The 26,995-nt window shown below is 39.8% G+C and carries 36 protein-coding genes and 1 pseudogene; 21 read left to right on the top strand and 16 right to left on the bottom strand.

Features of this window, described 5'->3' with window-relative positions; all coding sequences use genetic code 11:
• Nucleotides 1–202 precede the first annotated feature (202 nt).
• Together F947_RS06520 and F947_RS06525 are read left to right on the top strand one after the other, a co-directional pair.
• Nucleotides 203–1,576 carry an MFS transporter gene (locus F947_RS06520; protein ID WP_004973535.1) on the top strand — a complete coding sequence of 458 codons (1,374 nt, stop codon included), beginning with the start codon at nt 203–205 and terminating at the stop codon, nt 1,574–1,576.
• A 108-nt stretch (nt 1,577–1,684) separates the two neighbouring features.
• A complete protein-coding gene (locus F947_RS06525) occupies nt 1,685–3,013 on the top strand; it encodes a DcaP family trimeric outer membrane transporter (protein WP_004973536.1) in 1,329 nt (442 codons plus the stop codon).
• Nucleotides 3,014–3,089: 76 nt separating this feature from the next.
• On the opposite strand, the gene F947_RS06530 is transcribed toward F947_RS06525, so the two are convergent.
• Nucleotides 3,090–4,514 carry an aminotransferase-like domain-containing protein gene (locus F947_RS06530; RefSeq protein WP_004973539.1) on the bottom strand — a complete coding sequence of 475 codons (1,425 nt, stop codon included), beginning with the start codon at nt 4,512–4,514 and terminating at the stop codon, nt 3,090–3,092.
• Nucleotides 4,515–4,720: 206 nt separating this feature from the next.
• On the opposite strand from F947_RS06530, the gene F947_RS14695 reads away from it, so the two are divergent.
• Complete coding sequence (locus F947_RS14695; protein ID WP_004973540.1) at nt 4,721–4,870, top strand: hypothetical protein; 150 nt, start codon at nt 4,721–4,723, stop codon at nt 4,868–4,870.
• Nucleotides 4,871–5,057: 187 nt separating this feature from the next.
• Nucleotides 5,058–5,945 (top strand): DMT family transporter, encoded by an 888-nt coding sequence (locus F947_RS06535; protein ID WP_004973542.1) that lies wholly within the window; start codon nt 5,058–5,060, stop codon nt 5,943–5,945.
• Between the two features lie 90 nt (nt 5,946–6,035).
• Here the strand turns inward: F947_RS06535 and F947_RS06540 are convergent, their stop codons facing one another.
• Nucleotides 6,036–7,094 carry an RNA-guided endonuclease InsQ/TnpB family protein gene (locus F947_RS06540; RefSeq protein ID WP_004973543.1) on the bottom strand — a complete coding sequence of 353 codons (1,059 nt, stop codon included), beginning with the start codon at nt 7,092–7,094 and terminating at the stop codon, nt 6,036–6,038.
• Between the two features lie 203 nt (nt 7,095–7,297).
• Between F947_RS06540 and F947_RS06545 the strand changes: the two genes are divergently transcribed.
• The 3 genes from F947_RS06545 (at nt 7,298) to F947_RS06555 (ending at nt 8,810) form a co-directional block, all read left to right on the top strand.
• Entirely contained in the window at nt 7,298–7,675 is a 378-nt protein-coding gene (locus F947_RS06545; RefSeq protein ID WP_004973545.1) for an immunity protein Imm33 domain-containing protein, read from the top strand.
• Nucleotides 7,665–8,123, top strand: coding sequence for a hypothetical protein (locus tag F947_RS06550; protein ID WP_026438387.1), 459 nt, complete (start codon nt 7,665–7,667; stop codon nt 8,121–8,123). Before F947_RS06545 ends, F947_RS06550 begins: the two co-directional genes overlap by 11 nt.
• A 198-nt stretch (nt 8,124–8,321) precedes the next feature.
• On the top strand, nt 8,322–8,810 hold the full coding sequence (locus F947_RS06555) for a winged helix-turn-helix transcriptional regulator (RefSeq protein WP_004973550.1): 489 nt from the start codon (nt 8,322–8,324) through the stop codon (nt 8,808–8,810).
• A 31-nt stretch (nt 8,811–8,841) separates the two neighbouring features.
• Here F947_RS06555 and F947_RS06560 read toward each other — a convergent pair whose 3' ends face one another.
• The 4 genes from F947_RS06560 to tusD form a co-directional block, all read right to left on the bottom strand.
• Nucleotides 8,842–9,153, bottom strand: coding sequence for a TusE/DsrC/DsvC family sulfur relay protein (locus F947_RS06560; protein ID WP_026438386.1), 312 nt, complete (start codon nt 9,151–9,153; stop codon nt 8,842–8,844).
• Nucleotides 9,154–9,186: 33 nt separating this feature from the next.
• Nucleotides 9,187–9,471, bottom strand: coding sequence for a DsrH/TusB family sulfur metabolism protein (locus tag F947_RS06565; RefSeq protein ID WP_004973553.1), 285 nt, complete (start codon nt 9,469–9,471; stop codon nt 9,187–9,189).
• Nucleotides 9,472–9,536: 65 nt separating this feature from the next.
• The gene (locus tag F947_RS06570) at nt 9,537–9,887 is read right to left on the bottom strand and encodes a hypothetical protein (RefSeq protein ID WP_004973555.1); all 351 of its coding nucleotides are present in this window, start codon (nt 9,885–9,887) and stop codon (nt 9,537–9,539) included.
• Between the two features lie 43 nt (nt 9,888–9,930).
• The gene (gene tusD, locus F947_RS06575; protein ID WP_004973557.1) at nt 9,931–10,299 is read right to left on the bottom strand and encodes a sulfurtransferase complex subunit TusD; all 369 of its coding nucleotides are present in this window, start codon (nt 10,297–10,299) and stop codon (nt 9,931–9,933) included.
• Between the two features lie 60 nt (nt 10,300–10,359).
• Here tusD and F947_RS06580 point away from each other — a divergent pair, with 60 nt between their 5' ends.
• The 5 genes from F947_RS06580 to F947_RS06600 all read left to right on the top strand — a co-directional run bounded on the left by F947_RS06580 (nt 10,360) and on the right by F947_RS06600 (nt 14,507).
• Nucleotides 10,360–11,364 carry an SDR family NAD(P)-dependent oxidoreductase gene (locus tag F947_RS06580; RefSeq protein WP_004973559.1) on the top strand — a complete coding sequence of 335 codons (1,005 nt, stop codon included), beginning with the start codon at nt 10,360–10,362 and terminating at the stop codon, nt 11,362–11,364.
• A 173-nt stretch (nt 11,365–11,537) separates the two neighbouring features.
• Nucleotides 11,538–12,932, top strand: coding sequence for a class II fumarate hydratase (fumC, locus tag F947_RS06585; protein ID WP_004973560.1), 1,395 nt, complete (start codon nt 11,538–11,540; stop codon nt 12,930–12,932).
• A 133-nt stretch (nt 12,933–13,065) separates the two neighbouring features.
• The gene (locus F947_RS06590; protein ID WP_004973562.1) at nt 13,066–13,254 is read left to right on the top strand and encodes a type II toxin-antitoxin system HicA family toxin; all 189 of its coding nucleotides are present in this window, start codon (nt 13,066–13,068) and stop codon (nt 13,252–13,254) included.
• Between the two features lie 2 nt (nt 13,255–13,256).
• Nucleotides 13,257–13,640, top strand: coding sequence for a type II toxin-antitoxin system HicB family antitoxin (locus tag F947_RS06595; RefSeq protein WP_004973564.1), 384 nt, complete (start codon nt 13,257–13,259; stop codon nt 13,638–13,640).
• A 375-nt stretch (nt 13,641–14,015) separates the two neighbouring features.
• On the top strand, nt 14,016–14,507 hold the full coding sequence (locus F947_RS06600) for a hypothetical protein (RefSeq protein WP_004973565.1): 492 nt from the start codon (nt 14,016–14,018) through the stop codon (nt 14,505–14,507).
• A 104-nt stretch (nt 14,508–14,611) separates the two neighbouring features.
• Here the strand turns inward: F947_RS06600 and F947_RS06605 are convergent, their stop codons facing one another.
• The gene (locus F947_RS06605) at nt 14,612–15,529 is read right to left on the bottom strand and encodes a LysR family transcriptional regulator (protein ID WP_004973567.1); all 918 of its coding nucleotides are present in this window, start codon (nt 15,527–15,529) and stop codon (nt 14,612–14,614) included.
• Nucleotides 15,530–15,622: 93 nt separating this feature from the next.
• Between F947_RS06605 and F947_RS06610 the strand changes: the two genes are divergently transcribed.
• The 8 genes and pseudogenes from F947_RS06610 to F947_RS14260 form a co-directional block, all read left to right on the top strand.
• Nucleotides 15,623–16,864 carry an acyl-CoA dehydrogenase family protein gene (locus F947_RS06610; RefSeq protein ID WP_004973568.1) on the top strand — a complete coding sequence of 414 codons (1,242 nt, stop codon included), beginning with the start codon at nt 15,623–15,625 and terminating at the stop codon, nt 16,862–16,864.
• Nucleotides 16,865–16,994: 130 nt separating this feature from the next.
• Nucleotides 16,995–18,116, top strand: a complete 1,122-nt coding sequence (locus F947_RS06615; RefSeq protein ID WP_004973572.1) for a phosphotransferase family protein — start codon at nt 16,995–16,997, stop codon at nt 18,114–18,116.
• Nucleotides 18,113–18,811, top strand: a complete 699-nt coding sequence (locus F947_RS06620) for a histidine phosphatase family protein (RefSeq protein WP_004973573.1) — start codon at nt 18,113–18,115, stop codon at nt 18,809–18,811. The genes F947_RS06615 and F947_RS06620 overlap by 4 nt, the downstream gene beginning before the upstream one ends.
• Nucleotides 18,812–18,821: 10 nt before the next feature.
• A complete protein-coding gene (locus F947_RS06625) occupies nt 18,822–19,565 on the top strand; it encodes an SDR family oxidoreductase (protein ID WP_004973576.1) in 744 nt (247 codons plus the stop codon).
• A 162-nt stretch (nt 19,566–19,727) separates the two neighbouring features.
• On the top strand, nt 19,728–20,438 hold the full coding sequence (locus F947_RS06630; RefSeq protein WP_004973578.1) for an SGNH/GDSL hydrolase family protein: 711 nt from the start codon (nt 19,728–19,730) through the stop codon (nt 20,436–20,438).
• 80 nt (nt 20,439–20,518) lie between these two features.
• A complete protein-coding gene (locus F947_RS14700) occupies nt 20,519–20,662 on the top strand; it encodes a hypothetical protein (protein ID WP_004973580.1) in 144 nt (47 codons plus the stop codon).
• The gene (locus F947_RS06635; RefSeq protein WP_004973582.1) at nt 20,659–21,111 is read left to right on the top strand and encodes a hypothetical protein; all 453 of its coding nucleotides are present in this window, start codon (nt 20,659–20,661) and stop codon (nt 21,109–21,111) included. Before F947_RS14700 ends, F947_RS06635 begins: the two co-directional genes overlap by 4 nt.
• Before the next feature lie 32 nt (nt 21,112–21,143).
• Nucleotides 21,144–21,278 (top strand): annotated as a pseudogene (locus tag F947_RS14260) (uracil-DNA glycosylase family protein); the annotation flags it as partial.
• A 136-nt stretch (nt 21,279–21,414) separates the two neighbouring features.
• Here the strand turns inward: F947_RS14260 and F947_RS06640 are convergent.
• From F947_RS06640 to F947_RS06670, 7 genes are read right to left on the bottom strand one after another with little or no spacing between them, the layout of a single operon-like run.
• Nucleotides 21,415–22,545, bottom strand: coding sequence for a phage integrase Arm DNA-binding domain-containing protein (locus F947_RS06640; protein WP_004973588.1), 1,131 nt, complete (start codon nt 22,543–22,545; stop codon nt 21,415–21,417).
• A gap of 4 nt (nt 22,546–22,549) precedes the next feature.
• The gene (locus F947_RS06645) at nt 22,550–22,756 is read right to left on the bottom strand and encodes a hypothetical protein (RefSeq protein WP_004973589.1); all 207 of its coding nucleotides are present in this window, start codon (nt 22,754–22,756) and stop codon (nt 22,550–22,552) included.
• 6 nt (nt 22,757–22,762) lie between these two features.
• A complete protein-coding gene (locus F947_RS06650) occupies nt 22,763–23,053 on the bottom strand; it encodes a hypothetical protein (RefSeq protein ID WP_004973590.1) in 291 nt (96 codons plus the stop codon).
• A complete protein-coding gene (locus tag F947_RS06655) occupies nt 23,053–23,394 on the bottom strand; it encodes a hypothetical protein (RefSeq protein ID WP_004973591.1) in 342 nt (113 codons plus the stop codon). Before F947_RS06655 ends, F947_RS06650 begins: the two co-directional genes overlap by 1 nt.
• A gap of 45 nt (nt 23,395–23,439) precedes the next feature.
• Nucleotides 23,440–24,432 carry a recombinase RecT gene (locus F947_RS06660; protein ID WP_004973597.1) on the bottom strand — a complete coding sequence of 331 codons (993 nt, stop codon included), beginning with the start codon at nt 24,430–24,432 and terminating at the stop codon, nt 23,440–23,442.
• 29 nt (nt 24,433–24,461) lie between these two features.
• Nucleotides 24,462–25,439: a YqaJ viral recombinase family nuclease gene (locus tag F947_RS06665; protein ID WP_004973599.1), complete on the bottom strand. Its 978-nt coding sequence runs from the start codon at nt 25,437–25,439 to the stop codon at nt 24,462–24,464.
• Complete coding sequence (locus tag F947_RS06670; protein WP_004973600.1) at nt 25,439–25,663, bottom strand: hypothetical protein; 225 nt, start codon at nt 25,661–25,663, stop codon at nt 25,439–25,441. The genes F947_RS06665 and F947_RS06670 overlap by 1 nt, the downstream gene beginning before the upstream one ends.
• A gap of 195 nt (nt 25,664–25,858) precedes the next feature.
• On the opposite strand from F947_RS06670, the gene F947_RS14705 reads away from it, so the two are divergent.
• Nucleotides 25,859–26,029, top strand: a complete 171-nt coding sequence (locus F947_RS14705) for a hypothetical protein (protein ID WP_004973601.1) — start codon at nt 25,859–25,861, stop codon at nt 26,027–26,029.
• On the opposite strand, the gene F947_RS14710 is transcribed toward F947_RS14705, so the two are convergent.
• Both F947_RS14710 and F947_RS14050 read right to left on the bottom strand, forming a co-directional pair.
• On the bottom strand, nt 26,026–26,199 hold the full coding sequence (locus F947_RS14710) for a hypothetical protein (RefSeq protein ID WP_004973602.1): 174 nt from the start codon (nt 26,197–26,199) through the stop codon (nt 26,026–26,028). The two genes, F947_RS14705 and F947_RS14710, sit on opposite strands and share 4 nt — an antisense overlap.
• A 205-nt stretch (nt 26,200–26,404) precedes the next feature.
• The gene (locus F947_RS14050) at nt 26,405–26,983 is read right to left on the bottom strand and encodes a hypothetical protein (protein ID WP_004973606.1); all 579 of its coding nucleotides are present in this window, start codon (nt 26,981–26,983) and stop codon (nt 26,405–26,407) included.
• Nucleotides 26,984–26,995 lie beyond the last annotated feature (12 nt).

Genomic DNA, 26,995 nt, shown 5'->3' on the forward strand with positions numbered 1-26,995 from the left:
CTGAAAAAACTTTTTTAAGCATCACATTACAGTATTTTTTTCGCCTTGTTATTTTTATCTATTTTAAAATCAATATCTTACAAATTATAGACTTTTTAGGTATGTATCCATGCCTATTCAGTTTTGGACAAATTTTAACTTATTATTCATTGTGTGCATCTGAGTTGGAGTAACGGACTTCACAATTAGGAGGTGAAGCAAGATGCAAAGCAATAAAATTAATATTAATACCTTGATTGACGAGGCCAAGTTCACGCCATTCCATTGGGGCGTATTGTTTTGGTGTTTGATGATCATTATTTTTGACGGTTACGATTTGGTCATTTATGGGGTTGCATTACCATTACTTATGCAAGAGTGGGCGCTCAGTGCGGTACAAGCAGGTTTACTGGCCAGTACGGCATTGTTTGGCATGATGTTTGGTGCCATGACCTTCGGTACGTTATCGGACAAGTTGGGTCGTAAAAAAACCATTATGATCTGTGTGGCTATTTTTAGTGGCTTTACCTTCCTTGGCGCATTTGCGACTAACCCTGTTGAATTTGGTATTTTACGTTTCCTTGCAGGCTTAGGTATTGGCGGTGTAATGCCAAACGTAGTGGCATTAATGACTGAATATGCGCCAAAGCGTATTCGTAGTACTTTAGTTGCACTTATGTTCAGTGGTTATGCGATTGGTGGTATGACATCAGCATTATTGGGCGCATGGTTAGTGCCAGAGTTTGGTTGGAAAATCATGTTTTACATCGCAATTATTCCATTGGTGGCTTTACCATTAATTTGGAAATTCTTGCCTGAGTCACTCATGTATTTGACCAACAAGAAAGAAATTGAGCAAACCCGTAGTATTGTGCAAAAAATTTCACCAAGCCAACAATTAAATGGTGACACTGAGTTTGTACTGAATGAAGTGACTAAAGGCGATGAAGCACCTGTAAAAGCATTGTTCCAGCAAGGCCGTATGTTCAGTACGTTCATGTTCTGGATCGCATTCTTCATGTGCTTGTTAATGGTTTATGCTTTGGGCAGCTGGTTACCAAAATTGATGATCCAAGCAGGTTACTCACTTGGTGCAAGTATGATCTTCTTATTCGCCTTGAACATTGGTGGGATGATTGGCGCGATTGGTGGTGGTGCGCTGGCTGACCGTTTCCATATCAAAAAAGTACTGACCATTATGTTTATCTGTGGTGCAGCAGCGTTAATTCTACTTGGTTTCAACAGCCCGCAAATCGTGTTGTATACCTTAATTGCAGTTGCAGGTGCAGCGACAATTGGTTCACAAATCTTGCTTTATACTTTCGTCGCACAATATTACCCATCTACTGTACGTTCTACAGGTATGGGCTGGGCGTCAGGTATTGGTCGCATCGGTGCAATCGTTGGGCCAGTACTCACAGGTGCACTATTAACCATGAATTTACCGCACCAAATGAACTTCTTTGCTATTGCGATTCCAGGTGTAATTGCTGCCTTAGCAATCTTCATGGTGAATTTAAAAACGTCTGTAGAAGCTAAAGCCGCTGCGGAGCCTGCTGTAGAAAGCAATCCAGTCGCACAAAAAGCAACCCAATAATTTCTTTACCTTTCCATTAATCTACAGTCATCAATGATATAGATCGCCATCGTAAGAGATGGTGATCTGTTGCTAGAATTTGATGGCACAATAACAAGCGAGTTTAGGATGAACGCGAAAATATTAACCCAATCTACACATTTTCAATCTACAACGGTTCGACCAACAATGCAGCGTACGCTCATGATGAGCATGATTGCATTGAGCATGGGCGGTATGAGTGTTGCAGCACAAGCGCAAACTCAACAGCAAAAAGAAATTGAACAACTTAGACAAGAAGTTCAGGCTTTACGTGGTTTGATTGAGCAGCAAAAAGTACAAAATGCACAAACTGCAACAGCAATTGCCAATGTGCAACGTACTGCAGCAGCGCCAGTTGCTAATCCTGTGTTAAAAACTGCCAAAGGTGCCGAATTTAATCTATATGGTAATGTGCGTTTAGATGCTTCTTATCAGGTAGAAGGTGGCGCTAAAGATATGCCGTATAACCAAATTAACGGTGTACCACTTGAAGGCAATAAAGAACAAAGTGATCGTTTAAGATCAACACTTTCTGCAACCCGTTTAGGTTTAGATTTTAAAAGCCCTGTGGGTGAACAAGACGTAAAAGGTAAACTTGAAGTTGACTTCTTAGGTGGAGCAAACCTTGATAACTTACGTATTCGCCATGCTTATTTGAACTATGGGAATTGGTTGATTGGTCAAACTTGGTCAAACTTTGCAATTCCAGACTATATGCCAGAAACCATTGATGCTTTGGCGTATGTTGGTGGTGCGGTGAAACGTACACCACAAGTACGCTATACAACAAAGTTTAGCCCACAAACCAATTTGGTGGTTGCAGCTGAAGACCCTAAAGACAGTTCAATCAACCAGCGTTTACCTGCATTAACTGCGCGTTTAAATCATCAGTTTGCAGATAATTTAAATGTCAGCGTACGTGCGATGGGACATGAAAAACGTGTCAATTCTGATGAAGAAATGGCTTGGGGCGTCGGTGTCGGTGCAAAATATGATGTTGTACCAGGCACGACTTTAAAAGCCGATTATTACCATGTAAAAGGTGATAGCAGCTTTGTGTCATTCACGAATAAAGGCGTGGTTGCTCAGACAAATGGTAGTCTTATTCAAAGCGAGTTTGACTCAATTATGGTTGGTATTACACAAAAATTTAGTGACAAAGTGCATGGTACTTTAGGTTATGGTTATATGAGTTTTGATAAAGACCCTAACTATATTGCAGCTACACCAGACAAAACTACGATTAACAAAGATTTATGGCAAACTTGGGCAAACGTATTCTATAGCCCTCGTAAACCGTTAAGCTTTGGTCTTGAATATGTTTATGGTGAGCGTGAAGCATTCGGTGAAGCTGCGAATGGCAGTAAAACAGGTGAAGATAATCGTTTAAATCTCGTGGCGATTTATAACTTCTAAAATTGCACATTAAACTACAAAAGAGCTGAGTCAAAAACTCAGCTTTTTTTATTGTCGGGTGATCGGCTCTGTAATTTTAAGCATGAGTATATTGCGTGATGTGCTGTTGTATCACCTCAGACAAAACATCTAGTACAGCAGCAATATTACTGTTCCAAGCAAAAGAACAGTTTAAACGCATAAAGTTTTGGCTGACTTGTTCAGAACGGAACAGTTGGCTTGGCGCAATTCCAATATTATTTTGAATCAATTGCTCATAAATTGTATAGCCATCTAAATATGCAGGCAGTTCAATCCATAAAAAATAACCACTAGAATAGTAGTGAATTTTGCAAGCTGGATTTAAGCGCTGTTTCAACTGCTGATAAAACACTTTCTTATGTTTTTCCAGTTCTTTGCGTAATTGGCGCAAATGTTTTTCATAATGATGGTGTGAAAGAAAATCGACCAAAGTATTTTGGAGTAATGGGCTTGCCGAAACTGTGCTCATAAGCTGAAAATGCTGAATAGCATGAGAAAATTGTCCTGCATAAACCCAACCGACCCGCACAGCAGAACCCAAAGTTTTAGAAAAAGAAGCGCAATGCAGTACGCGTTGTTGTCGGTCAAAATACTTCATGGGTAGCGGTTTTTGCGTCCCGTAATACAATTCTTGATAGACATCATCTTCAATTAAATACACTTGATATTCTTCAAGCAAACTCGCAATACGTTGCTTAATTTCATCTCTGACACTAAAGCCAATGGGGTTATGAATATTCAACATCAACCAGCAGACTTTAATCGGGTATTGTTTTAAGGCTTGTTCAAATGAGTCTAAATCGAAACCTGAAACGGGGTGTTCTGGAATGGTAATCACCTGTAAACCAAGACGTTCAGCCGCTTGCCATGCACCATAAAATATAGTTTCTTGTAATAGAATAAAATCTCCAGGTTTGGTCAAAGCTTGTAATGACAAATTGAGCGCATCTAATGCGCCAGATGTAATGACAATGTCATTTGCATGGGTGGGTATGCCTTGTAAACAGTAGCGATTTGCAATTATGGTTCTTAATTCATAATTGCCCGGTGGCATGTGGTCGTGGCTAAAATAACTGCTTTTTCGCTTGGCGTGCTGCGCTAAAATTTGCATTAACTTTGGGTTAAACAGTAATTCTGCATTGGGAAAGGCAGAGCCTAAAGGACTGACATCTGCAGACTGAATTGATTTTAAATAGCCAAAGACCAAAGAGTTCATTTGAATATGTGCATTTAAACTCAAACTGCTTGGTACAGGTCGTTCAGTTTGATTGAGACGTTCTGCGACATAAAACCCCGACTTTTGTTTAGCGTAAACCAATCCCTGAGCTTCAAGTTCTTGATAAGCGTTTAGCACGGTCATTAAGCTATAACCACTGATTTGTGATTGTTCTCTTAACGAAGGTAACTTGCTATGTGCTTTCCATGCACCATTTTCAATGAGTTGCCGAATGTTCAACGCCAATTGTTCAGATTTATACATGGTATGACTAAAGCATTTTTTGCAGCTGTTACTTATTTTGATCTATTTTTAGGTTTAAAACATTAAATAATTTCTGTTTTTATAACAGATTGGCATGTATCTAAAATCAACTGTTATAGTTTTTAATGAATATTTTGTATCTACAGCAATGCTTTAGAATTTTACATAATCTGTATATCCCATAATCTGGCTAGATTGGAGTCGATATGCAAGAAGATAACTCACGCAAACCACAGAAATATGCCGATAGCAGTATTTCAGACAAAGCATTTAAGCACATGATTATTTGGTTTACCGTGTATGTAGCTTTATTTTGTATCGGCGTGGCTGTTGTGGTGAATTTAGATAAGTTCTAAACAGTTTTTGAATAACAGCACACCTATAATCGCTTCAAGATATGAAAAACATTCATTTGAATTTTAATGAATGTTTTTTTTGTTTATAAAAGAGATCGTAAGCGCATAACTCAAAAGCAATAAAGATCGCAAAAATAACGGAATAGGCGTAAATTATAACTTTATCAGTAAAGCATTTGTGGTTGCAATGATTTCGAGTTGGGTGCTCTTTACCTTAATGGCTGCATTTATGCAGGCATGGCGCAATGCCTTTCAAAAACAACTCAGCACAAGTGTAGATGTTTATGGCGTGACTTTGGCACGTTTTATTTTTGCCTTGCCTTTTGCACTGGCGTATTTAAGCATTTTACAATCGCAGCAGCCTGTACAAGCAAAACTGCATTTTAGTTCGATGTTTTGGCTGTATATCATTATTGCAGCAGTGTGTCAGATTTTAGCCACAGTTTTAATGGTAAAACTGTTTCAACAGAAAAATTATGCGGTGGGTGTCGGACTTGCCAAAAGTGAAGCAGTTTTAGCCGCAATTGTAGGCGTGATTTTCCTACAAGAACATTTAAGCGCATTGGCTTGGTTAGGTGTTGCGATAGGCGGTATTGCGGTATTTCTACTGAGTAAAGGCAATCAACGTAGTGATTTTTCATTCACAACTTTAGCCATTGGAATCGGTAGTGGACTCAGCTTTGCGGTGACTTCTTTATTGGTGCGTGAAGCCAGTCTAGAGCTGGATTTCTTACCGTTTATTCACCGTGCTGCATGGGTTTTGGTGTGGGTCATTGGCTTACAATGTTTTATCTTATTGGCTTTTTTAGGCATATTTAAACGACATACCTTATATGCCATGTGGCAGCGGGTTGGATTAACTTTTAAAGTGAGCGTCTGCAGTTTTTTAGCATCATTGGGCTGGTTTAGTGCCATGAGTATGCAAACTGTGGCGATTGTGAAAACACTCGGACAAATTGAAATATTATTCAGCTTACTTATTTCAGCGTATTTCTTTAAAGAAAAACTTGCTCGTACCGATCATTGGGGATTGGGATTGGTCGTGCTTGCGGCAATGTTGGTTATTTGGGCGTAGCATCATATTTCAAAGCTAAGTAATTTCAAATTCATGTCATATCCGTTGCACTTCATTTGAGCATCTCAGAAATTTGACATCCTCCCCGACCTAAAGGACGGAGATTCCTACTGCTAGACGCTCATGCCCGAGCGCAAGAATATTCAGTGCGGAATTTACATCCCGATCATGGAGCGTACCACACTCCACACACTGCCATTCTCTTATTCCAAGTCCTGCTCTACCTTCCGGACTACTGGAGCGTGAGCCACAGCACGAACAAGTTTGGGTGGTATAGGCTTCATTGACTTCTTCATAACATACCCCTGCGTTCTCGCATTTATACTTGAGCATGGTTCTTAGTGTTGTCCAACTGGCATCTAGCACTGATTTAGCCAATCTGGTTTGTGCTAATGCTTTGGCATTCACATTGCCAACGAAGATGGCTGCATGTTCATTCACCAATTTTCGGCTGAATTGATGCAGCATGTTTTGTCTTACATTTTTAATCTTGGCATGGATGGCTTTGACACGTTTCTTATTTTTTGCACGTTGAGCAATACCAAGTTTTTGTTCATATTGCCGATAGATTTGAGGTGCTTTAAGTTTTACGCCATCTGAACAAGTCGCTAAATCTTTTAAACCTAAATCTATGCCAATTGAGGTTTTAGCGTTGTTTTTTTCTATTTTGACTGCATCAACTACAAGACAAACATACCAACGTCCACGACTATCTTCTACGAATGTGCCTGTTTTGATATTGTATTGACTTAATCCGTAACTATCCCATAGTTTAAATTGATGCTTGCCATATTGAACATAGCCATCAGCATATTTGATTGCAACCTTTTTAAACGGTATCCAACCCAGTGAACGTCTAGCTGATTTTTTATTACTGACACGCCATTTTAGTTTTGCTTTTTTGAACTGCTTGCGTCTTGTGACCAATTCTTCTGTCACTGCCTGAATAGTTTGACTGTGCAAGTTGCATTCTTTCGATGTGCCTTTCGTGTATTTTGCAAGGTCGTATGCTGAAAAGAATTGTTGTTTACGTTGTAGATGCTTAAAACACAAATCATTGACATAATTCCAGACAAAATTTACTTCGGATGCTAACTGATTTAGCACCTTGCAATGTTTGTCTTTTATGCGTAATTTGAGTGTCTTCATCCAATTATTTTAACAGTATTTTTCTTAATAGTGACTATAGTACAAGTATTTAAAACGACATTTCGTGTCGTTCATATGATTTACTCCAGTCGCTTATATCCTCGTGCTGAACCACGAGGTTTTTCGCTCCAGTGGATAAAAATAAAGATTTTCTATCTGTACAATCTCGTTAGAATACTCACAGCTTATCTTAGAGAATTGTCATGTCTAAACCACAGCAAAAGCAAAAAAACTCAGCCTTGGCAGAGTTGATAGAAGAACAAAAACTGCTCTGTGAAGAATTTGGTTCAGCCTATATTGCTGTGAGTGGCGATGATGTTGTCGCAGTTGCAGTCCAGACCTTAAATAAAGATCCACTTGTGGGCTTGCGTAAAGCGCCAGAAGGTGAAGAAAAAGTCGCGTGGTACATTTATGGCGGTGAATTGGGTGAAGATGACGTGAACTTTGAAACCATGCCTGTACGCGAGCTACAAGATATTTTGCCCGATGTGCTTCCATACTTGGCTTTAGAACAAGGCTACCGCTTTATGATTGATGCTGATGACTATGAAGATGTCTGGAAAGAAGGCGATGAGTCTTAAGCTTATGCGCATGTCGAACATGGCAAAAATATCGGTGAGCATTATGCTTGGACTGCAAAGTCTGAGCGTAATGGCACAAGGTATTCAAGCGCAGCAGTTGGCACTTGAAGCATCATCTACACCTATTACAATTCCACATACAGCCAATGGGTTGACCCAAACACAATATCAAGATTTGTTAAATCAATACACGCAAATTGTGAATGACAGCAAAAAAATATTGGATGATCCTACGAGCCAAGCAACGGCAGAACAACAAAAACAGGCATTTTGTGCACGCTATCACGCCTATAAAAATATTGCTGAAATTTCCGAGTACAATCCAAACTTGTATCCTGCACCTGTGATGTTAATGGTGGCAAAGCGTTATTTAGAACAGCAGCACAACAGTTTCACGGCTTCAGGTATGACTGAACAAGTTTTTTGTGCAGGAGCTACATCTAAATAGTGTGATCTGCCTTATAAGTGAATAGCAAATTTAAAGATTGAAGATGCAGGCGTATAAAACCCCAAAAACTGGGGATTCCTTTTAAGCAGATTGTGAAGTCATACTTCATTTTTTATCAATTTTCATGCAAAACTAACTTTGCAAAGACTGTAGAATCTTTTAACTTGCAGGTAGTGAACTGAGGGATAGGCGACATAGATGAAATGGGATGAAATTGGCGAGCAGCCTTGTTCGATTGCACGAACCTTGTCGGTGATTGGTGACCGTTGGACGATGCTGATTATTCGTAATGCCTTTATGGGCATGCGTCGCTTTGATGATTTTCAACAACATTTGGGCGTAACGCGGCATGTATTGTCAGATCGTTTAAAGCGTTTGGTGGAACATGAAATTTTAGTCAAAGTGCCTTATGTAGAGCGCCAAGAACGTTTTGAATATAAATTGACAGAGAAGGGCTTGGAGCTTTATCCCTTAATGCTGTCTATGGCAAATTGGGCAGATAAATGGATGGATCAAGGTTTAGGTAAGCCTGTGGAATACATCCATAAAAATTGTGCTAAGACGTTTCAACCTGTCGTGGTATGTTCGGAATGTGGTGAAGAACTGCATGCCAAGCAAGTAAAACCACATTTTACCCCAGTGTATTATCAGTACATCCAAGCACAGCAGAATTTAAAACAAGCCTAAATCAGTGCTGTATTAATCAGCAACAGTTTGTCTATAAGCAGTTGGCTGGTTTAGGAATACCCGCTAAACGACTTAAATGCCGTGCCACCAAACCTGTATTAAATTTTTCCTGCAAAACAGCGTTGTTAATCTCTGGGCTTACAGTTTTCATTAAAAATTTGATTAAAGGACGGGTTGCAGGTGAGTGTCCAAATTGCTGATAAAATTGGCGTACAGCGTGCAAAACTTCAAAATGCCAAGCTGTGAGTTCAAGCTCTAAACTTTGCGCCAATTCTTGCGCCACTTGTTCATTCCAGACAGTGTAATCCAGCAAATGTCCATCTTGATCTAATTCTAGTGTCATCTCTTGTTTCATTCACCCTTTCATTACGGCTTGCTATTTTAAGCTGATACAGCGCTGATGTGCTAAACACAGCGTTGCAAAAGCTGCATAATTAATCGGCTGTACATTTTCCGCCAAATGACCATTCAATATTTCTGCATCATTTTCCAGTACATATATTTTGTCTAGCTGGGCACAGAGTGGATGTTGCTGATGCAATACCGCATCACCCATAAGTACAACGCTGTCTTGCGGAGCATACAAGGCATTTAGCTCTGCTAAAATTGTTGCGGTGCTATCAAAGCTCGCTTGGATTAAATATAAATTTGCGTCAGACATGCTTTTCTCTTTAGATGTTTAGATATGGTCAAATGATCAATCAGATTGTTAAACCACCGATCAACCTACCAATATAAAACCCGATCAAAGGTTTGAATCAGCTCCCGATTCAGTTCCACCCATTCAATTTCATGTACCGTATTTTTGATAAACGGCGAGTTAGCATGTTTATTTTCAATCAAAATTGGGCTGAGGTCATAAAACTCAAAGCTATCGACCAAATTGGATGCCACTTTAAAAGCATGTTTTAGTGAATCAAATGCCAGTTCCGACTGTAATAGGCTTAATGCCGCATCTTGTAATAACACTTTGACTTCACAACCAAAAGTTGCCAGTACCATTGTTGCAGACAAGCTTTCATGCACTTGTAAGCTGTTTAAATTGGCCTGACGTAAAACCACGAGTACAGTTTTCACACAATTTACCTTTTAAATGCAACAGATTTACAAAATGAATCGCTTAAAATTGAATCAGGCGTTTTGTGCTTTGCACTGCATCGGCCAGTTCGCCCAAGCCAACCAATTCAAAGCCTGCGGCTAAATTGTGTTGGCTCAGTTGATGGCGTTTGGCATTGTCTGCATCGCTAATACCACGTGCCAGTGCGGCACTTACACATACGGGTAAACGAATAGGCAATTTTTGCCATTCTGTTTTGAGGTTGCGTTGATCATCGGGTACCCATTGCAACTCATTCGCTACAGCAACGCCATCTTGATAAAAAAACACACGAAAAGCCTCATTTTTCTGTTGTAAGGCTTGAGCAAGACCGAGTGCATGCCATGCATGAATAGAGGTTGGTGCGGAGGTTATTAGTAATAAGGTGCTCATCAAAATTCACTAATGCAATGTGCCAAGGCGCATTCAGACTTTATAAAAAAGGTAGTATAAATGATTTTAGTGACTGGTGGTTTAGGCTTTATAGGCTCACACATTGCATTAAGCCTAATGGCTCAAGGGCAAGAGGTCATTATTGTAGATAATTTATCCAATGCAAGTATGCAGACCTTAGAGCGACTTGAATATATTGCAGGGCGTTATGTGCCTTTTGCCAAATTAGATGTAAGAAACACGCCTGCGCTGAACAAAGTTTTTGAACAATATTCGATTACTGCGGTGGTGCATTGTGCAGGGTTTAAATCTTTAGAAGAATCGGTGCTTAAACCACTGGAATATTATAACGATAACGTCAGTTGTATTATGAGTTTATTGCGTTCTATGCAACGTACAGGCGTGCGTCGTTTAGTGCATCTTTCAAGTATCGCGGTCTATGGTAAGTCGGGATTGAGTCTGGAAGAAAGCCAGAGCTTTAATTACACCTATGCCAATCCGTATGTGAAATCTCAGCAGATGGTTGAAGAAATCATCCAAGATACTTTTAGAACCGATAATGAATGGAATATCGCTATTTTGCGCTTGAGTAATATAGCAGGTGCATTTGAACACGGTATTTTAGGCGAAGTCGTTGCTCCGTTACCTAAAAATATTATTCCTTTGGCGATGCAAGTCGCAGTACAGCAGCGTGAAGCGATTGAGCTACGTCAGCAAGCCAATACTGCAGATCAAACTGTAGAACGTAGCTTTGTGCACGTACTCGATGCCTGTGATGCTGTGATTGCAAGCCTGCATTGGTTATTTGAGCAAACGCATAGCTGTGAAGCTTTTAATATTGCGGGAGAAGTGGTTTCAATTCAACAATTACTTGCACGTATTAGTGAAGTCACTGACACTGAAATTGCTACAGTTCCTGCAATTCATTATGAATATCCTGAGTTAGATCAGTTAGGTGCAGTCGTAGATAAGGCACAACAATATTTACACTGGCAGCCAAAACGTAGTCTGGAAAAAATGCTAGAGGATGAATGGCGTTTTTATCAAAATACGCTTAAGCATTAAAAGTAAGCGCTATAAAATTCGTTGAGATGCGATTCACGAAGCCTCATAGCTGAAACAGATACAATGCAACGGAATTATTGATAATAATTATCATTTACTAGGCTGTCTGTTTTTTATAAGATCGAGATAAGAGCACATGACATCATTGAAATCACGAAGGAATGAGGCTGAACATGCAAACACGTATTGAACATGACACCATGGGTGAAGTTGAAGTTCCGAATGACGCGCTTTGGGGCGCACAAACTCAGCGTAGCTTACAAAATTTCAAAATTGGCAATGAGCGTTTACCACGCGCCATGATTCGCGCTATGGGTTTGGTTAAAAAAGCTGCGGCAATCACCAATGCAAACTTAGGGCAAATCCCGCAAGAGTTGGCGCAGTACATTGTCGGTGCAGCAGATGAAGTCATTGCAGGGCAGTGGGATAGCCAATTTCCTTTGGTGGTGTGGCAAACAGGTTCGGGTACGCAAAGTAACATGAACTGTAATGAAGTGATTGCCAATATCGCCAATCAAAAACTGGGGAATCCTTTAGGTGCGCAAAAGCCTGTACATCCGAATGATCATGTCAATCGTGCCCAATCGACCAATGATTCTTTTCCAACTGCAATTCATGTAGCAGCGAGTTTGCAAATTAATGAACTGCTCATTCCTGCAGTAAAGAGTTTGCGTGATACGTTGCATGCCAAAAGTGAAGAATTTTCTAAAATTGTCAAAATTGGACGTACACATTTACAAGATGCAACGCCATTAACTTTAGGGCAGGAATTTAGTGGCTATGTATCTCAATTAGATCATAGTTTAAAGCGTTTGGAACAGGCTTTAACAGGCTTGTATGAGTTGCCGCTTGGTGGTACAGCAGTCGGTACAGGCTTAAATGCACATCCTGATTATGCGGTACAGGCAGCGGAGCAATTGGCACAGCTAACAGGCTTAGCATTTGTGACTGCACCAAATAAGTTTGAGGCTTTGGCGGGGCGTGATGCTGCGGTATTTGCTTCAGGTGCATTAAAAACTTTGGCGGTGAGTTTAAATAAAATTGCCAATGATATTCGCTGGTTAGCCAGTGGCCCGCGTTGTGGTTTTGGTGAGCTGCGTATTCCAGAAAATGAACCTGGTTCAAGTATTATGCCGGGCAAGGTTAATCCAACACAAAGCGAAGCAATGACCATGGTAGTTGCACAGGTATTGGGCAATGACACCACAATTAACGTGGCTGGTGCATCGGGCAATTTTGAGCTGAATGTATTTATGCCAGTAATTGCATATAACTTATTGCAATCTATTCAACTCTTGGGCGATGCATGTAATAGCTTTAATGAGCATTGCGCCGTTGGCATTCAAGCAAACCGTGAAAAAATAGATCACTTTTTGCATGATTCACTCATGTTAGTGACCGCTTTGAATCCTGTAATTGGTTATGAGAATGCAGCGGAGGTGGCAAAAACAGCTTATAAGGAAAATAAAACCTTAAAGCAAGTTGCAGTAGAGCTGAATTTGGTCACAGCAGAGCAGTTTGATGAAGTGGTACGTCCTGAACAGATGATTGCTCCGAATACCAAATAGTCAGTTTTAAGTAAATTGAGAGGTCTGTGTTTGTCTGCTCAAGATGACAGATAAACACAGACTTTGTTTATAAAAATCAGTGAAACTTTGAAGTATTCTTTCTTATTAAAATTATGTTGTGTATAATTACACAATGAACAGCAAAGACATTATTAAGCGTCTTGAGCAGGAAGGCTGGTACAAAGTGGGTGGTAAAGGCGACCATGAAAAGTATAAGCATCCTGAAAAGCCTGGACATGTTGTGGTACCACATCCACGTAAAGATATGCCAATAGGAACTCTACGCAATATATATAAACAGGCTGGTTGGGAGTGGAGGTAAAAATGTTATATCCAGTATATGTTCACAAAGATGAAGATAGCGCATACGGTTTAACCTTTCCTGACTTTGATGGATGCTTTAGCGCAGCAGATGAGATGCAAGATATTCAGCGCATGGCACAGGAAGCGGTTGAAGTTCACTTTGATGGTGAAGATATTCCGTTACCAGAACCATCAAGCCCAGAGCAATGGTTAGGTGATGAGCGATTTGAGGGGGGTTTTTGGTTGTTAGTTGATATTGATACAACAAAAGTAAATACAAAGTCTATTCGTATTAATATCAGCATGCCAGAAGCTTTAGTGAAACGTATTGATGCTGTTGCAAAAAAACAACATTTAAGCCGTTCGGCATTCTTAGCTAAAAGCGCGGAAATGGCGTTGCATTAATCAAGTAAAATATACTAAACCCAGCCTAAATGCTGGGTTTTCTATTGCACCTAATTTGAATGTAGAGGGGTAATTCATCCTAATACGATTTTAAATTTATGTGTTGGTGTAAAGACATAATTTGCATAACGGCAGAATAGGCTGCTACAAGGTGCTATCTAAATGTAATAGTTCAAAACCCGTCATTTAGTCGCATTAACCACTTTTAGATGCTTTCTTTTATGTCCGTTCCTTATTCAACTTACATTGATTAAGCTGCCATAATTGCTAGAATACGCAATACTTCAAAATACTGTTTTGCTAAAGTTTTGCATTTATTTTGCAAAATTTAATTTTTTTATAAGCAACTCAATATCTTAACTACGGAAATTTTCAATGCTCTCAATTTATTTAACAGATGTTCAGCAACACGTGCAATTTAAAGATTACCCGGGTGAGCAGCCTGTTAAATTTATCTTGAATTTTAAAAAGATTTTTCCAAGTGTAATGGAGCTTTTACTACCTGTATTGCCTGAAAATGAAAATCTGGAAGAAATGACGTGGGAATCAACCACTGCAGATTTAGAGTTATTTAAATTGCTGCTCAGTGGGTGGGGCGTGATTGAATTACGTTTAAATGCGCTCAGTCAGTTCAAGGGCAAGACATTTGCAGATCAGTTAGTGAAACAAGCCCAACAAAAACGTAAAGATTTCGCCAAAGCACAACAACAATTACAAACTGTGGAGCTAGATTACTTATTTATGCATGAAACACATGCCTTAATTGATGCTGAATTGGTAGAAGTAGGTGAAAAGTTCTATTTGCCAATTTTGCGTGATTTATGGAAAGGCAAAGTATCTACAAAAGTATTGGAAGCGAAGTTTTAAGAACAAACCCATATTAAAAAGCTGTCTCGGCGGCTTTTATTTTTTATAGAATCATACAAGACGATTAGCAACCACTTGCAAATTCAAGATTAATTCAAAATAGCCTAAGCAAAGATTTTAGAAATTTCCTCTCTTAAGAAATAATGCCTTAAATTTTCCTGTAAATCTTTATGCCAATACATCCCCATATTAATTACAGGCAAGTCTACAGGCACATCAAAAATATTCAATTTTTGGCTCATATTTAAATGCTTTAAAATCATTTTAGGAATAGTTAGTATGGCTTGAGGATGCTGCTGTAAAATCTGTAACGCCGTAGAATAGTGCTGACAACGTAAAAAAACCTGCCGTGATAATTGCTTTTGATGCAAATAAATATCTTCTAGCAACATACCAGTACGCCGTGATGAAACCCCAATATGTGCAGAAGATAAATAAAGTGCAGTATTCATTTCTTGTTGTGAACTACAGACCACAAATTGGTCTTGAACTAAGGATTGAAACTGAATTTTATCGCCAAAGTTTTGTTCTAAATCAATTACAAAATCAATTTGTTGTGTTGCTAAATCTGCCAAAACCGTTTTGCGGTCTAATTTGTGGCTCAGAAATTGAATATCCAAGTTCAACTTTTGAAAATGCGCCACCAATTTAGGAAAAATAATCGGTTCAATTTCATCATGGATAGCAATTTTGAGCGATTGCAACATATTCGGCTCAAATTGCTGTTTCTGTATTGCAATACTTTGAATCGCCAACAAGGCATTTTTAATAGTCGGATAAATTTGCTCGGCAAAAGGCGTAGGCAGCATTTTATTGCCACTTCGCACCAGTAAATCATCTTGTAAATGTTGTCTTAAACGCTGCAAAGCATGACTGGCGGCAGATTGGCTAATACACAAAATTTGTGCAGCTTTGGAAATACTGCGCTGCTCATAAATTGCAACAAACATCGGGTATAAATTGATGTCTAAACGATGAAAAACGGTAAGATCAACTTTTGCATTGTTATGAACATGATTCATAGTGTTTTATTGAATTAAATCATTTTGTTCATATTACTTTTCAAGTTAAGGTGTTGTAAAGCAATGAATACAATATTTTAAGGGATTTGAACCATGTTTGAGCTATCTGCACGCGCCAAAGACTATATAGAACGTACCAAAGCCTTTATTGCCAAAGAAATTGAGCCGATTGAAGCTGAATTCTGGGCAGAAGTTCACGAATTAAATCAGGGTGGTGACTGGACTAAATGGCAATGGCCAGCACAATTAGAACAATTAAAAGCCAAAGCCAAAGCTGCAGGTTTATGGAATATGTTTTTACCTTGTCCAGAATTAGGACAAGGTTTGTCGGTACAAGAATATGCACACATTGCAGAGTTGAGTGGACGCAGTTTGATTGCGCCAACCGTATTTAACTGTAATGCACCCGACAGCGGCAACATGGAAGTTTTATGGCGCTATGGTTCTGAAGCACAAAAGGCAGAATGGCTGACACCGCTGCTTGAAGGTAAAATTCGTTCTGTGTTTTGTATGACTGAACCTGCAGTGGCTTCAAGTGATGCGACCAATATGCAGGCAACAGCAGTCGTAGACGGCGATGAAATTGTCTTGAATGGTCGTAAATGGTGGTCTTCAGGTTTGGGCGATCCAAATGCCAAAATTATTATTTTTATGGCGCATACACCCGATGAAACCAAAGACCGTCATCATCAACACTCTATGGTTTTAGTCCCTGTGGATACTGCGGGCGTTAAAATTCAACGCATGTTACCTGTATTTGGTGATTACGACGCGCCACACGGTCATGGCGAAGTCAGTTTTGATAACGTGCGTGTGCCTGTTGCCAACTTTATTGGCGGTGCAGGACAAGGTTTTGAAATTGCACAAGGTCGTTTAGGTCCGGGGCGTATTCACCATTGTATGCGTTGTATTGGTGCAGCCGAAAAATCTTTGGAGTTGATGATTGACCGTGGCATGAGTCGTACCGCATTTGGCAAGGAAATTCTGAAACTCGGTGGCAATTTGGAGCGTGTAGCGGAAGCACGTGTGGCGATTGACCAAGCACGTTTATTAACTCTCTATGCAGCCTATAAAATGGATACTTTAGGCAATATGGCAGCACTTACCGAAATTTCTGCCATTAAAGTGGTTGCACCAAGTGTCTTGGAAAAAGTAGTTGATATGGCGATGCAGATTCATGGTGGTGCAGGCGTATCTAGAGATACACCGTTGACAGGTTTCTTTGCCCAAGCGCGTAGTTTACGTCTTGCCGATGGACCAGACGAAGTACACAAAGGCATGATTGCCAAACTTGAGTTGGCTAAACGTGGTTATCGTAGCAGCCGCAAAAAATAAGTCAGTTGCGAATTTTTTATTGTGTCGCTTGGTAGTGTATTCGGCAATATTTCTGATATTGCCGATACATCTCAAGAGAACACGGAAAATCTATGTTAGATTAAAAAAATTGGAAAATTAGGGAAAAATAATGTCAGTTATTGATGTAGGCGGCACAGTACGCGAAGGCGAAGAACTCGATATTCAGGCAGTGACAGCATGGTTAAAACAACAAAATGTCGATGTCGTAGAACCTGTAGAAGTCACACAATATTCAGGCGGTGCATCGAACTGGACATATCGCCTTAAGTACAGCAATGCTGATTTAATTTTGCGTCGTCCGCCCAAAGGTACTAAAGCTAAATCTGCACATGACATGGCGCGTGAATATCATGTGCAAAAGAATTTAGCCCCGTTTTATCCTGTGTTACCTGAAATGGTGGCGTTGTGTCAGGATGAAGCTGTAATTGGCTGCGATTTTTACGTGATGCAACGTATTGAAGGCATTATCCCACGTGCAAAATTGCCACCAGAGCTTGATTTTAGCGAAACTCAAGTACATGAACTTTGTGTAAATGTCATTGATAAACTGATTGAGCTGCATCAAGTACCTTATGCAGGAACTGAGCTAGAAAAATTAGGGAAAGGTGATGGTTATTGCCGACGTCAGGTAGAAGGTTGGGATGCACGCTATGCCAAAGCACATACCATCAACGTGCCATCTTTTAAATATGTGCGTAAATGGTTGTTAGACCATATTCCTGCAGATTCAAAAACCTGCATTATTCATAACGACTGGCGTTTTGATAATGTGATTTTAGACCCGAAACATCCGACTCAAGTGATTGGCGTTTTGGACTGGGAAATGGCAACACTGGGCGATCCACTCATGGATTTAGGCTCGGCTTTGGCATATTGGGTTGAAGATACCGATAATCAAATTTTTAAAGCCACCCGTCGTCAACCAACGCACTTAAAAGGCATGTTCACACGTCAGCAAGTGGTGGACTATTATTTGCAAAAAACAGGCTTGAGCACCGATAACTGGACATTCTATGAAGTGTTTGGAATTTTCCGTTTAGCGGTGATCGCCCAGCAAATTTATTATCGTTATTTCCACAAGCAAACCAATAATCCTGCATTTAAGGATTTCTGGATTGTCATTCATGCTTTGCATATTCGTGCCTTAAAGTTAATTGGTTTACAAAAACTGGAAGCAAATGAACTAGCACAAAAATATATCGCCAAATTTAAGGAATTGATGCCGAAATGACCACCATTTATTTAATTCGTCATGGGCAAGCATCTTTTGGGGCAGAAAGTTATGATCAACTTTCGCCTAATGGTGAGTTACAAGCCAAATTGCTCGGACGTTATTTTGATCGCATTTTAAAAGAAGCACCCTATGTGGTGGCTGGTTCAATGCAGCGCCATCAGCAAACTGCACAACTGGCTTTGGCAGAATGTTTTCCTGAGGTCGAAATTCATACCGACAGTGCATGGAACGAGTTTAATCATCAACAGGTTTTCGCGCAGTATGAACCGCGTTTTAATCAACCTGAATTGATGAAAGAAGATGTCGCCAAAGAGGTCAATCCTCGTGCATATTTGGCAAAAATTTTTGAAGGTGCGATAGAACGCTGGACGGGCGGTGAATATCACCATGAATATGAAGAATCTTGGCCGCATTTTAAACAGCGTGTCGAAGATGCATTGCAGCATTTATGTGATGACTTAGCCCAAAAACAACCACGATATGCTGTGGTATTTACTTCTGGTGGTGTGATTTCTGTGGCTGCAGGTAAAATTTTAGGCTTAACGCCCAATAAAACCTTTGCATTGAACTGGGCAATTACTAACTCAAGTATCACCACTTTACGTTTGGTCGGCAGTGAACCACAACTGTTAAGCTTGAATGAACATCATTTTATTAAAGCTGAAAACTCAAATTTATTGACTTGGATTTAAGGATCAAACCATGACAAAAACAATTCTAATTACAGGTGCAAGTTCAGGTATTGGTGCGGGTATGGCACGTGAATTTGCTCAAATGGGTTATAACCTTGCAATTTGCGCCCGACGTTTAGAGCGTTTGGAAACGCTGAAACAAGAACTGGAAAGCCAGTTTGGTATTCGTGTTATTGCAAAAACGCTGGATGTCACCAATTATGATCAGGTGTTTCAGGTGTTTCGTGAATTTAAACAAGATTTTGGACAAATTGACCGCATTATTGTCAATGCAGGCGTGGGCGAAGGACGTCGCATTGGTAAAGGTAATTTTGCCATCAACAAAGCCACAGTAGAAACCAACTTTATTTCAGCTTTGGCGCAGTGTGAAGCCGCGGTTGAAATTTTCCGTGAGCAAAACTCAGGGCATTTGGTGATGATTTCATCTATGAGTGCCATTCGTGGTATGCCAAAACATCTTACTGCTTACGGTGCAAGTAAAGCTGCAGTAGCACATTTAGCAGAAGGAATTCGTGCAGAATTAATTGATACACCTATTCAAGTTACGACTATTTTCCCTGGTTATATTCGTACCGAAATCAACGAAGGTGCAAAAAAACTGCCTTTTGAAGTTGATGAAAAAACAGGTTCACGCTTACTTGCTGCAGAAATTGAAAAAGCGCCAATTAAAGCCTATGTACCTAAATGGCCATGGTTGCCATTGGGCTTAGCTATGAAAGTTTTACCATTAAAATTGGTCAATAAACTCGGCTAAATAGCAGCGATATCATAGTATTTGAATAGCATCCTGAAATTTAAAGCTGATGATGAATGCAATCACTTTAAATGACACGATGCTATTTTTATATTTGAGTCTCTACTTTTGTTTGGGTTTAAAATTTGTATTTTCGGTTTTCGTATTTAAGAGTGAAATGTGATGTGGCTTAGAACAGCAACCCTTGCCTTAATTCCCGCTTTGGTGATTCAGGGAAGTCGTGTTAAAAAGAACACGATCCGATTGCCTGAAGCCGAAGGCGCACGAGAAGGTATTACAGGGCAAGGGCAAACGCTGTCATTATTGATTTTAGGCGATTCTGCCGCTGCAGGCGTTGGGGTAGCACATCAAAATGATGCGCTTTTAGGTGCGGTGATTTCTGCTTTGCAGCATCAGTACCAAGTACATTGGCGTTTAGAGGCGCAGTCTGGAGATACTACCTCACAAGTCATTCAAAAAACGAAAAAACTGGTAAATCAAAAATATGATGTTGTGGTTACTTCTGTTGGTGTCAACGATGTAACACGCTTAATGTCGGCACAGACTTGGATTAAACAACAGCAACATTTTTATCAACTTATTCAAGCGAAATTCCAACCTGAATTAATCATTGCTACGGGGGTTCCACCAATGCATTTATTTCCCGCATTGCCCAATCCATTATCTTGGCTATTTGGACAATACGCAAAACAAATGAACTTACAATTAGAAAAAATGATTGCACAACAAGAAGATATGCAGTGGATTGAATATGATATTCGAAAATATCAATCCATGAATTTAGAAATGGCAAAAGATGGTTTTCATCCAAGTAAAGAAATTTACCAGATTTGGGGGAAAGAAGTCTCGGATAGGATTTTGGAGTGGTTTTAGGTAAATTAACTTAAATAATGGTATAGTGTTAACAATCGTCAACACTAAATTATAATTAAATCATCAAGCAGAATGAAAATATGAAGAAACATCCCAATAAACATATTCGCGAAGCAATTGAATATGCGATTGAAAACGGCTGGGATGTTGTCGATTCAGGTAAATCAGCACATGCAAAACAAATCTTGCGTAAAGTAAAGCAATGTCATGGAGATGAACTATGAATAACTATCACTTTACTGTTGTGGTACGTGACGTACGTTCTGATCTGTCTGTGCTAGAAGATAAGTTCTTTGAAGCGGGTTGTGATGATGCATTAGTTTGCAGTTATAACGATACAATTTATCTTGAGTTTGACCGTGAAGCTGAAAATGCAGAACAAGCGATTCACTCAGCATTAGACAATATTCGCTCATTAGGATTTCATGATCTGATAGTAGAAGAGCAAGGTTATTCAACTTTGGCAGTAATGGCTGAACGTGCTGGAATGACTCGTCAAGCATTATCTTTATATGCGCAAAATAAACGTGGTGACGGAAACTTTCCACGTCCGATGTATGGACTTGCATCTAGATCTGCAATGTATTTTTGGCCAGAAGTTGCGACATGGTTATTCAATCAAGGGAAGTTACATAAAAATCATTATGAAGTTGCTCGTACTGCAATGTCTTAGCTTAATTTAAAGACCAAAGGTTCAATCTATAAATGTCTAATTCTAAAATAGAAACCCATCCACTCGAACCCTTTTTACCAGCCAATGCCAAGCTGTTAATGCTTGGGAGTTTTCCACCACCTAAAAGCCGTTGGAAAATGGATTTTTATTATCCGAATTATCAAAATGTTAGCTACTAATAAAATGCTAAGTTACTGTATATAAATAGTTTTATAGTATATTTTCGCCCTAAAAAATGGGCAAAACACACTAAATGGAACATAATGAAAACAATAACTTAGCAATACGTTTTGCAAAAAACTTTTATGTCACTTCTGCAAATGGCAGCTTAATCCCAACATCCACATCGTTCCAAATAATTTCATGACCAGACTCGTAGTGTTCGGTCATTTTAACTGAGCTATGACCTGCCAATGCCTGGGCGCTTCGACCTGCTTTTTTATGCAAGAAAATAGCCAATGCACGTATTTCGTGGAAGGTCGGAATTTGTCTACCCTCTAATTTTGGATAGGCATTTGAAAGTTTGACGATCCTCAAAAATTCCTCAGACAAATACAAAGGTAGGATTTGAGTCCAGTGTTCTTTCTTTGAGTTTTTGACCTTTCTTTTTGGCACATAATGAATCACAAAAGGGCTAGGGACATTGTCCGATTTACAACGATCCAATACCTGCTGTAATTCATCATCAATCTTTATTCGGATATAGCCTGAACCATCTAGAACTTCAAAATCATCCACTGGATCATCAGTCGTTTTTTGCTGGGCAATATGAATATATCCATCATGAATATCAGTCCAACGAATGTTGACAATGTCCGATCGGCGTTGGGTTGTTAACAGCGATAGATCAATTGCATTTTGCAGCCATAAAGGGGAATGATTACGAATAATCTGCAGTCCCTCAACGGTATGTCTTTTTCTTTGCTTGGGCACATAGCGGCTAAGTGTAATTCGTGCTGGGTTATCTGGACATAACCCTTTACTCACCGCCACATCAAAAATGTTGCACAGCAAACTGCGTACAGATTTACTATTTGAAGGCGTGAGACTATCAAGGTATTCATTGACCATTTTCAGAGTAATCGATTCAAGTTCTTTGTTTCCCCAGACTTTACACAGTCTGTTTAGCTGAACCTGATAAGTCTGCCGAGTATTTTCAGATATTGGTCGGCCATCTTTCCGACGCTTATTAAGTAAATACTCATCAGCAAAGCTTCCAAATAAGACACCACCTCCAAGAACCCTAGACACTAAGTCTGTCTCAATCATTAACATCTCATTTAATTTTCGAGCTGCTTGAAAGGCTTTATTTTTGTCAGTTCCCATTGAGTGAAACTTTCCCGTAATGGGGTGGCGGTAACGCCAAGCATTACCATCACCCCGATATAAATTAGCAGGAATATCCTTATTTCCTTTATTGCGTGGTCGAGCCATATTTTTAGCCTCGCAACACCTTATCCACTAAATCATCACCAGTTTGTTGCTGGTAAATATGCCACTGTATATACCAATGTTTGCCTTTTTGCTCAGCAGGAATTAGGCCCAATCTACAGTGACGTGCAATAGTTTGGCGCGTTGGTGGAGTTGCACCTTCGGTACCATAAACGCGCTTAATAAATTCAGAAACTTTAATTAAACAGGTCATAGCTCGTTACTCCTTAGCCTCAAGCACAGTTTTAACAGCGATCGTAATCAGCTCTTGAAGGCGTTCGTGGGTAATAGTTATTTGCCCAGGCACATCTGCTTTCAGTTTTTCAATCTGTTCAACAAGTTTATTGTTGATTTCAAATTGTTCGAGTAGGGCTTTTTCGGATTGGGCTTTGGAAAAAATCCAAGCTTCCCAAGCAAAGGTTTTACAATATTCAGTTCCGCCCGCGCGGTGATATTGCCCCTCGGTTTCCCACCAATGTTCAAAAAGATCACTTTCTTTCTGCAAATCCATCACGCCACCATCAAATAATTAAAGTTTTTAGCACGACTGACTTCTACATTTGCTTCACGTTCTAAGCGACTTAAAAAACCAGCTGCTTCATTTAAATAGCATCTGCAAAACTGTCTAAATTTGCGCTGACACGCTTCATTCATTAAATAGTCTTGCTGTGCTTTTGCCTTGTGACAGAAGATTTTGAGTACACTGTCACCACGACGCATTACCAATGCATCTTTCTTAAGTTGTGGTCTGTACCCATCGCAGTACAGCCAGTATGAAAATAAATTGGTGAATTGGTGTGGTATTCGGGTCATCATGTCGTCACCCATTTTTATAAACGATTTAATTTTCATGCTTACGCTCTCCATCTGCACCCCGAAGGGTGCATGTACCCGTGGTTAAGGCGTGAGAGCAGCCTCTTGCGCTTCATACGCTGAATTAATTTGAGCAATTTGCTGTTCAGTCATTTTCGCTGTAAATGGTTCAAAACGGGTCGCCATGACTGTATTCAACGTATCCAAGTCGCTTGCGTTGTTGATTTCATCAATGACAGCATTCACAGATTCAGCAGGGAACATCTGAGCTTCTTTAAGCTCTTTGTGCTTGGCTTTGTATGCCTCACCAATTTCAGATTTGGCAGGCTCACCCAAATTAAGTGCCGCAATATCAGCACCGACCTGCTTCAAATCATCAAGTGACGTTGCGTTATCAATGCGCTGGTAATATGGTGTTAAGTCAATTTCAGTAGCAACAGACTCAACCGCCTGCTTCTTAGCCATGCGTGCTTTTAATGCTGACGAACCACTATTGGCTTTTGCTGTGCTTGTTTCAGGTGTAACCGCAGCAGGGGTAATATCAATTTCCTTATCCTTTTCTTCCTCAGCAATTGCCATACCTTTGAGCACGTCAGGGAAGACATCACGCAAAGCATAAGAGCGTGCGCGTAACTTCATCATGCGCTTTGGATACTGTGTCCAAGGTCCTTGCTTACCTGATAAGCCTGCTTTTTTAGCATCCTCCATACTGAATTCTGAAACGGTTGGCTCTTCGCCTTTTCGCTTTACAGTGCAAATCGCCTTGGTACCATCTTCTGAAAGTTCTTCACGGATGAAGTCAAGTAAGCCTGAGCCACGCACCAAAGCAAGCATTGCATCACCCCAGATAGATGGGCGACCATTAATTACAGCAATGTTTTGCATTGCTTGAAGTGGCTGCAATCCAATTTCAGCACCCCATTGCATAGCAACAAGAATGTTGCCTGGCTTGCGCTGATAATCCTTTGGAACAATGTCAGAACCCGCTAAAAGGTCAGCAATCTGCATTGCTTCTTGCAGTGTTGTAGGCGTTAAAAAGTTCACTGCAGTATTTTGAGTTGTGGTGATGTTGGTCATATTTAAATTCCTATACTTTAGTTATTGGTTTAAGACACGCGCAGCACACGAGTGCTAGAGGTCTTTAAAAATTGCTCATAAATCTCAGGATGTGCAGCCTTTAAAGCTTTGCTGTCCAACGTGTTGCGTTCCTGATATTTGAATGTGGCCAAACGCTTTTCTTCAGCAATAATCATTTCTGCATCTTCCATTCGTGTGCAGATCTGCAGCTTTAATGCATCAAGTTCGCCACTTGCTTCTTTGATAGTGCTGTTGAGTTCTTTGTATTCAGTGATGATCTGCGCCAACTCGCTATCAGCTTCCACAGCCTGATCAGGATTATGTTTTGACCAGCGGTGCAAGACATCATCAAACGTGGTTGGTGCAGGTGGTACATCCGCTAGCACATGCTCATGCCAAAATTCAGAACATTGTTCAATAAGCATTTCAAATAATTCAGGATCAAAAGCAATTTGATAGGTACGGAACTTTTGACCACCGATTAACACACCTAGATCACACAACGATGCACCTGTAATGCCCATGTACCACTGGCATTGAGTCAGGTAATAATCAGGTACCGATTCGGTTTGCTCATCACCCCAAAGTTTTGCCAAGTATTGGTTTGCAGTCTTGCACTCAAGGATTCGGTCTGTGGTCAGCTTTCCATTTTTGATGCGCACATTACCTGCAATTTCAGGATTAATGATTGCACGGTCGATATTGGCGCGTGCCCAATGATGGACTTCATGCTCTAGTGTTTTATTGACACGTTGAACTTTTACACCGTGGCGTTTTGCGTATTCTTTGGCAACAATGTCTTCCAAAGTATTGCCCCAGTAAGCAGCCTCGGATTGAGAATCTTCAAGTTCAGACCGTGAAGTTTTATCAAGCCACAATTGATAAGGTGATTTGTATTTGCTCAAACCAAGGATTGCCGCCACATCAGAACCACCAATGCCTAAACGACGAGACTCAAGCCATTCTTGGCGAGCGTTTTCAGCGCTTTGTAAATTGATTGCGTTCATTATCGTGTAGCCTCCAAATGTGCCTTGGTTGCATTGATCTGATTTTCGTATTCAGCGTCACAAGCCTTTAAACTCATGGCCATAAAACCGAAAATGCATGCAGCTAATACTGCAGATGCCGCAGCATCGGAAAGGATTTTTTTGAAGCGAAGTGATAGGCGCTTTTTATTTTGGCGCTGTATCAACATTGCGACTAACTTGCTATGGGATGTGTTTTGTTTCATACTTATCTCGCTATATGCAGAGCACCCAGAAGGTCGAAGGTCGGGGTGCTTTTTTGTGCCTAGTGAAATAAATACTACTTTAAGTAGAATTAAAGTCAATACTTTGTAGAAAATAATTCTACTTTTAGTTGTTTTTTGTTTTATAGTAGACAAAAGAAAACCCACCGCTGGGGTGGGTTGTTTGGAGTTTACAAGATGACTAGAGAAGAATTTCGAGCAAATTTATATCAAACTTACGTATCTACTGGTATGAATGACCATGCATTAATACAAGAGTACATACATGTTGCTGAATCCTTTGTTTTTGACAAAAAGAAACATACTAAGATTGATGAGGAAAACCTGATCAAAAGGTTTCAAAATTAATCTGATTCCTTAATGACTTTTAGACACTCAAGATAAAGTTCTTTCCAGTAGCTAACAAGTCCAGATTGGCTATTATCTCTAAGATGGGTTGAGTTTTGGCACACTTGTCGTTGCTTTATAATCTTCTCGGCCATATCTAAAGCTAAGCGTTTTTCTTCAATAGAAGCCATATTATTTCCTCCACCCGATCTGTTTTAAAGGACTGCGTCGGGTTCGCAGTTGTAGTTTTTGTTAAATTCCTAAAATACAGCAGTCAATGCGATTAAAGCAGGTATCGCCTGTATGAATAAAATTTTTACGCATCTAGGATCATACAATAATTTTAGTGGGTTATTTTTGCTAAATTAAAAACCCACCGCAGGGTGGGTTGGTGTTTTAAGGGCGATAGTTATTAAAAAATTTAAATTCCTCAAGGAGAGGATGGCTTTTAGGATCAGCGCTTGCCCTGTGCTTCTTTTGATATTCCATGTAGTCATCATAGTTGTTGATTTTGCTCCAAGCTTTAGGTTTCTTTTCCTGAAACCAGCCTTTCTGAACATAACTATCTATAGGAATATGAAAAAAACGTGCATTTTTTTCAATATTTTTAATTCTGTGTTCACCTAATACCAGCCAGTATTTCAGTGTCATATTTATCCATTTTTGCGCCTGGCCATAAGTTAAGACGCTCCAAGTACCAATTAAGGAATCACATAATTTTTGGTGTAGTGAATCGAAATCTTCCTGTGATTCAAGCTCTTTTGAAATAAGTACAAGCAGTTGGCTTTTTAAAAAATCTTCACATTTAATCTTATTACTTGGATGCAAATCTCTATCATTAATTTTTAATGTGCGATTAAAGTCCAAATAAGCCTTACGAATCCCCGCATACTCAAATCCATCTGCTGTATTGAAAAGTAATCTAATAAGAAAGTCGTCACGTAAATTTTGAGGCAAGAAAGCGTCTGTTTGCATATAAGTTTTGGT

Source organism: Acinetobacter towneri DSM 14962 = CIP 107472 (assembly GCF_000368785.1).
GTDB lineage: Bacteria > Pseudomonadota > Gammaproteobacteria > Pseudomonadales > Moraxellaceae > Acinetobacter > Acinetobacter towneri.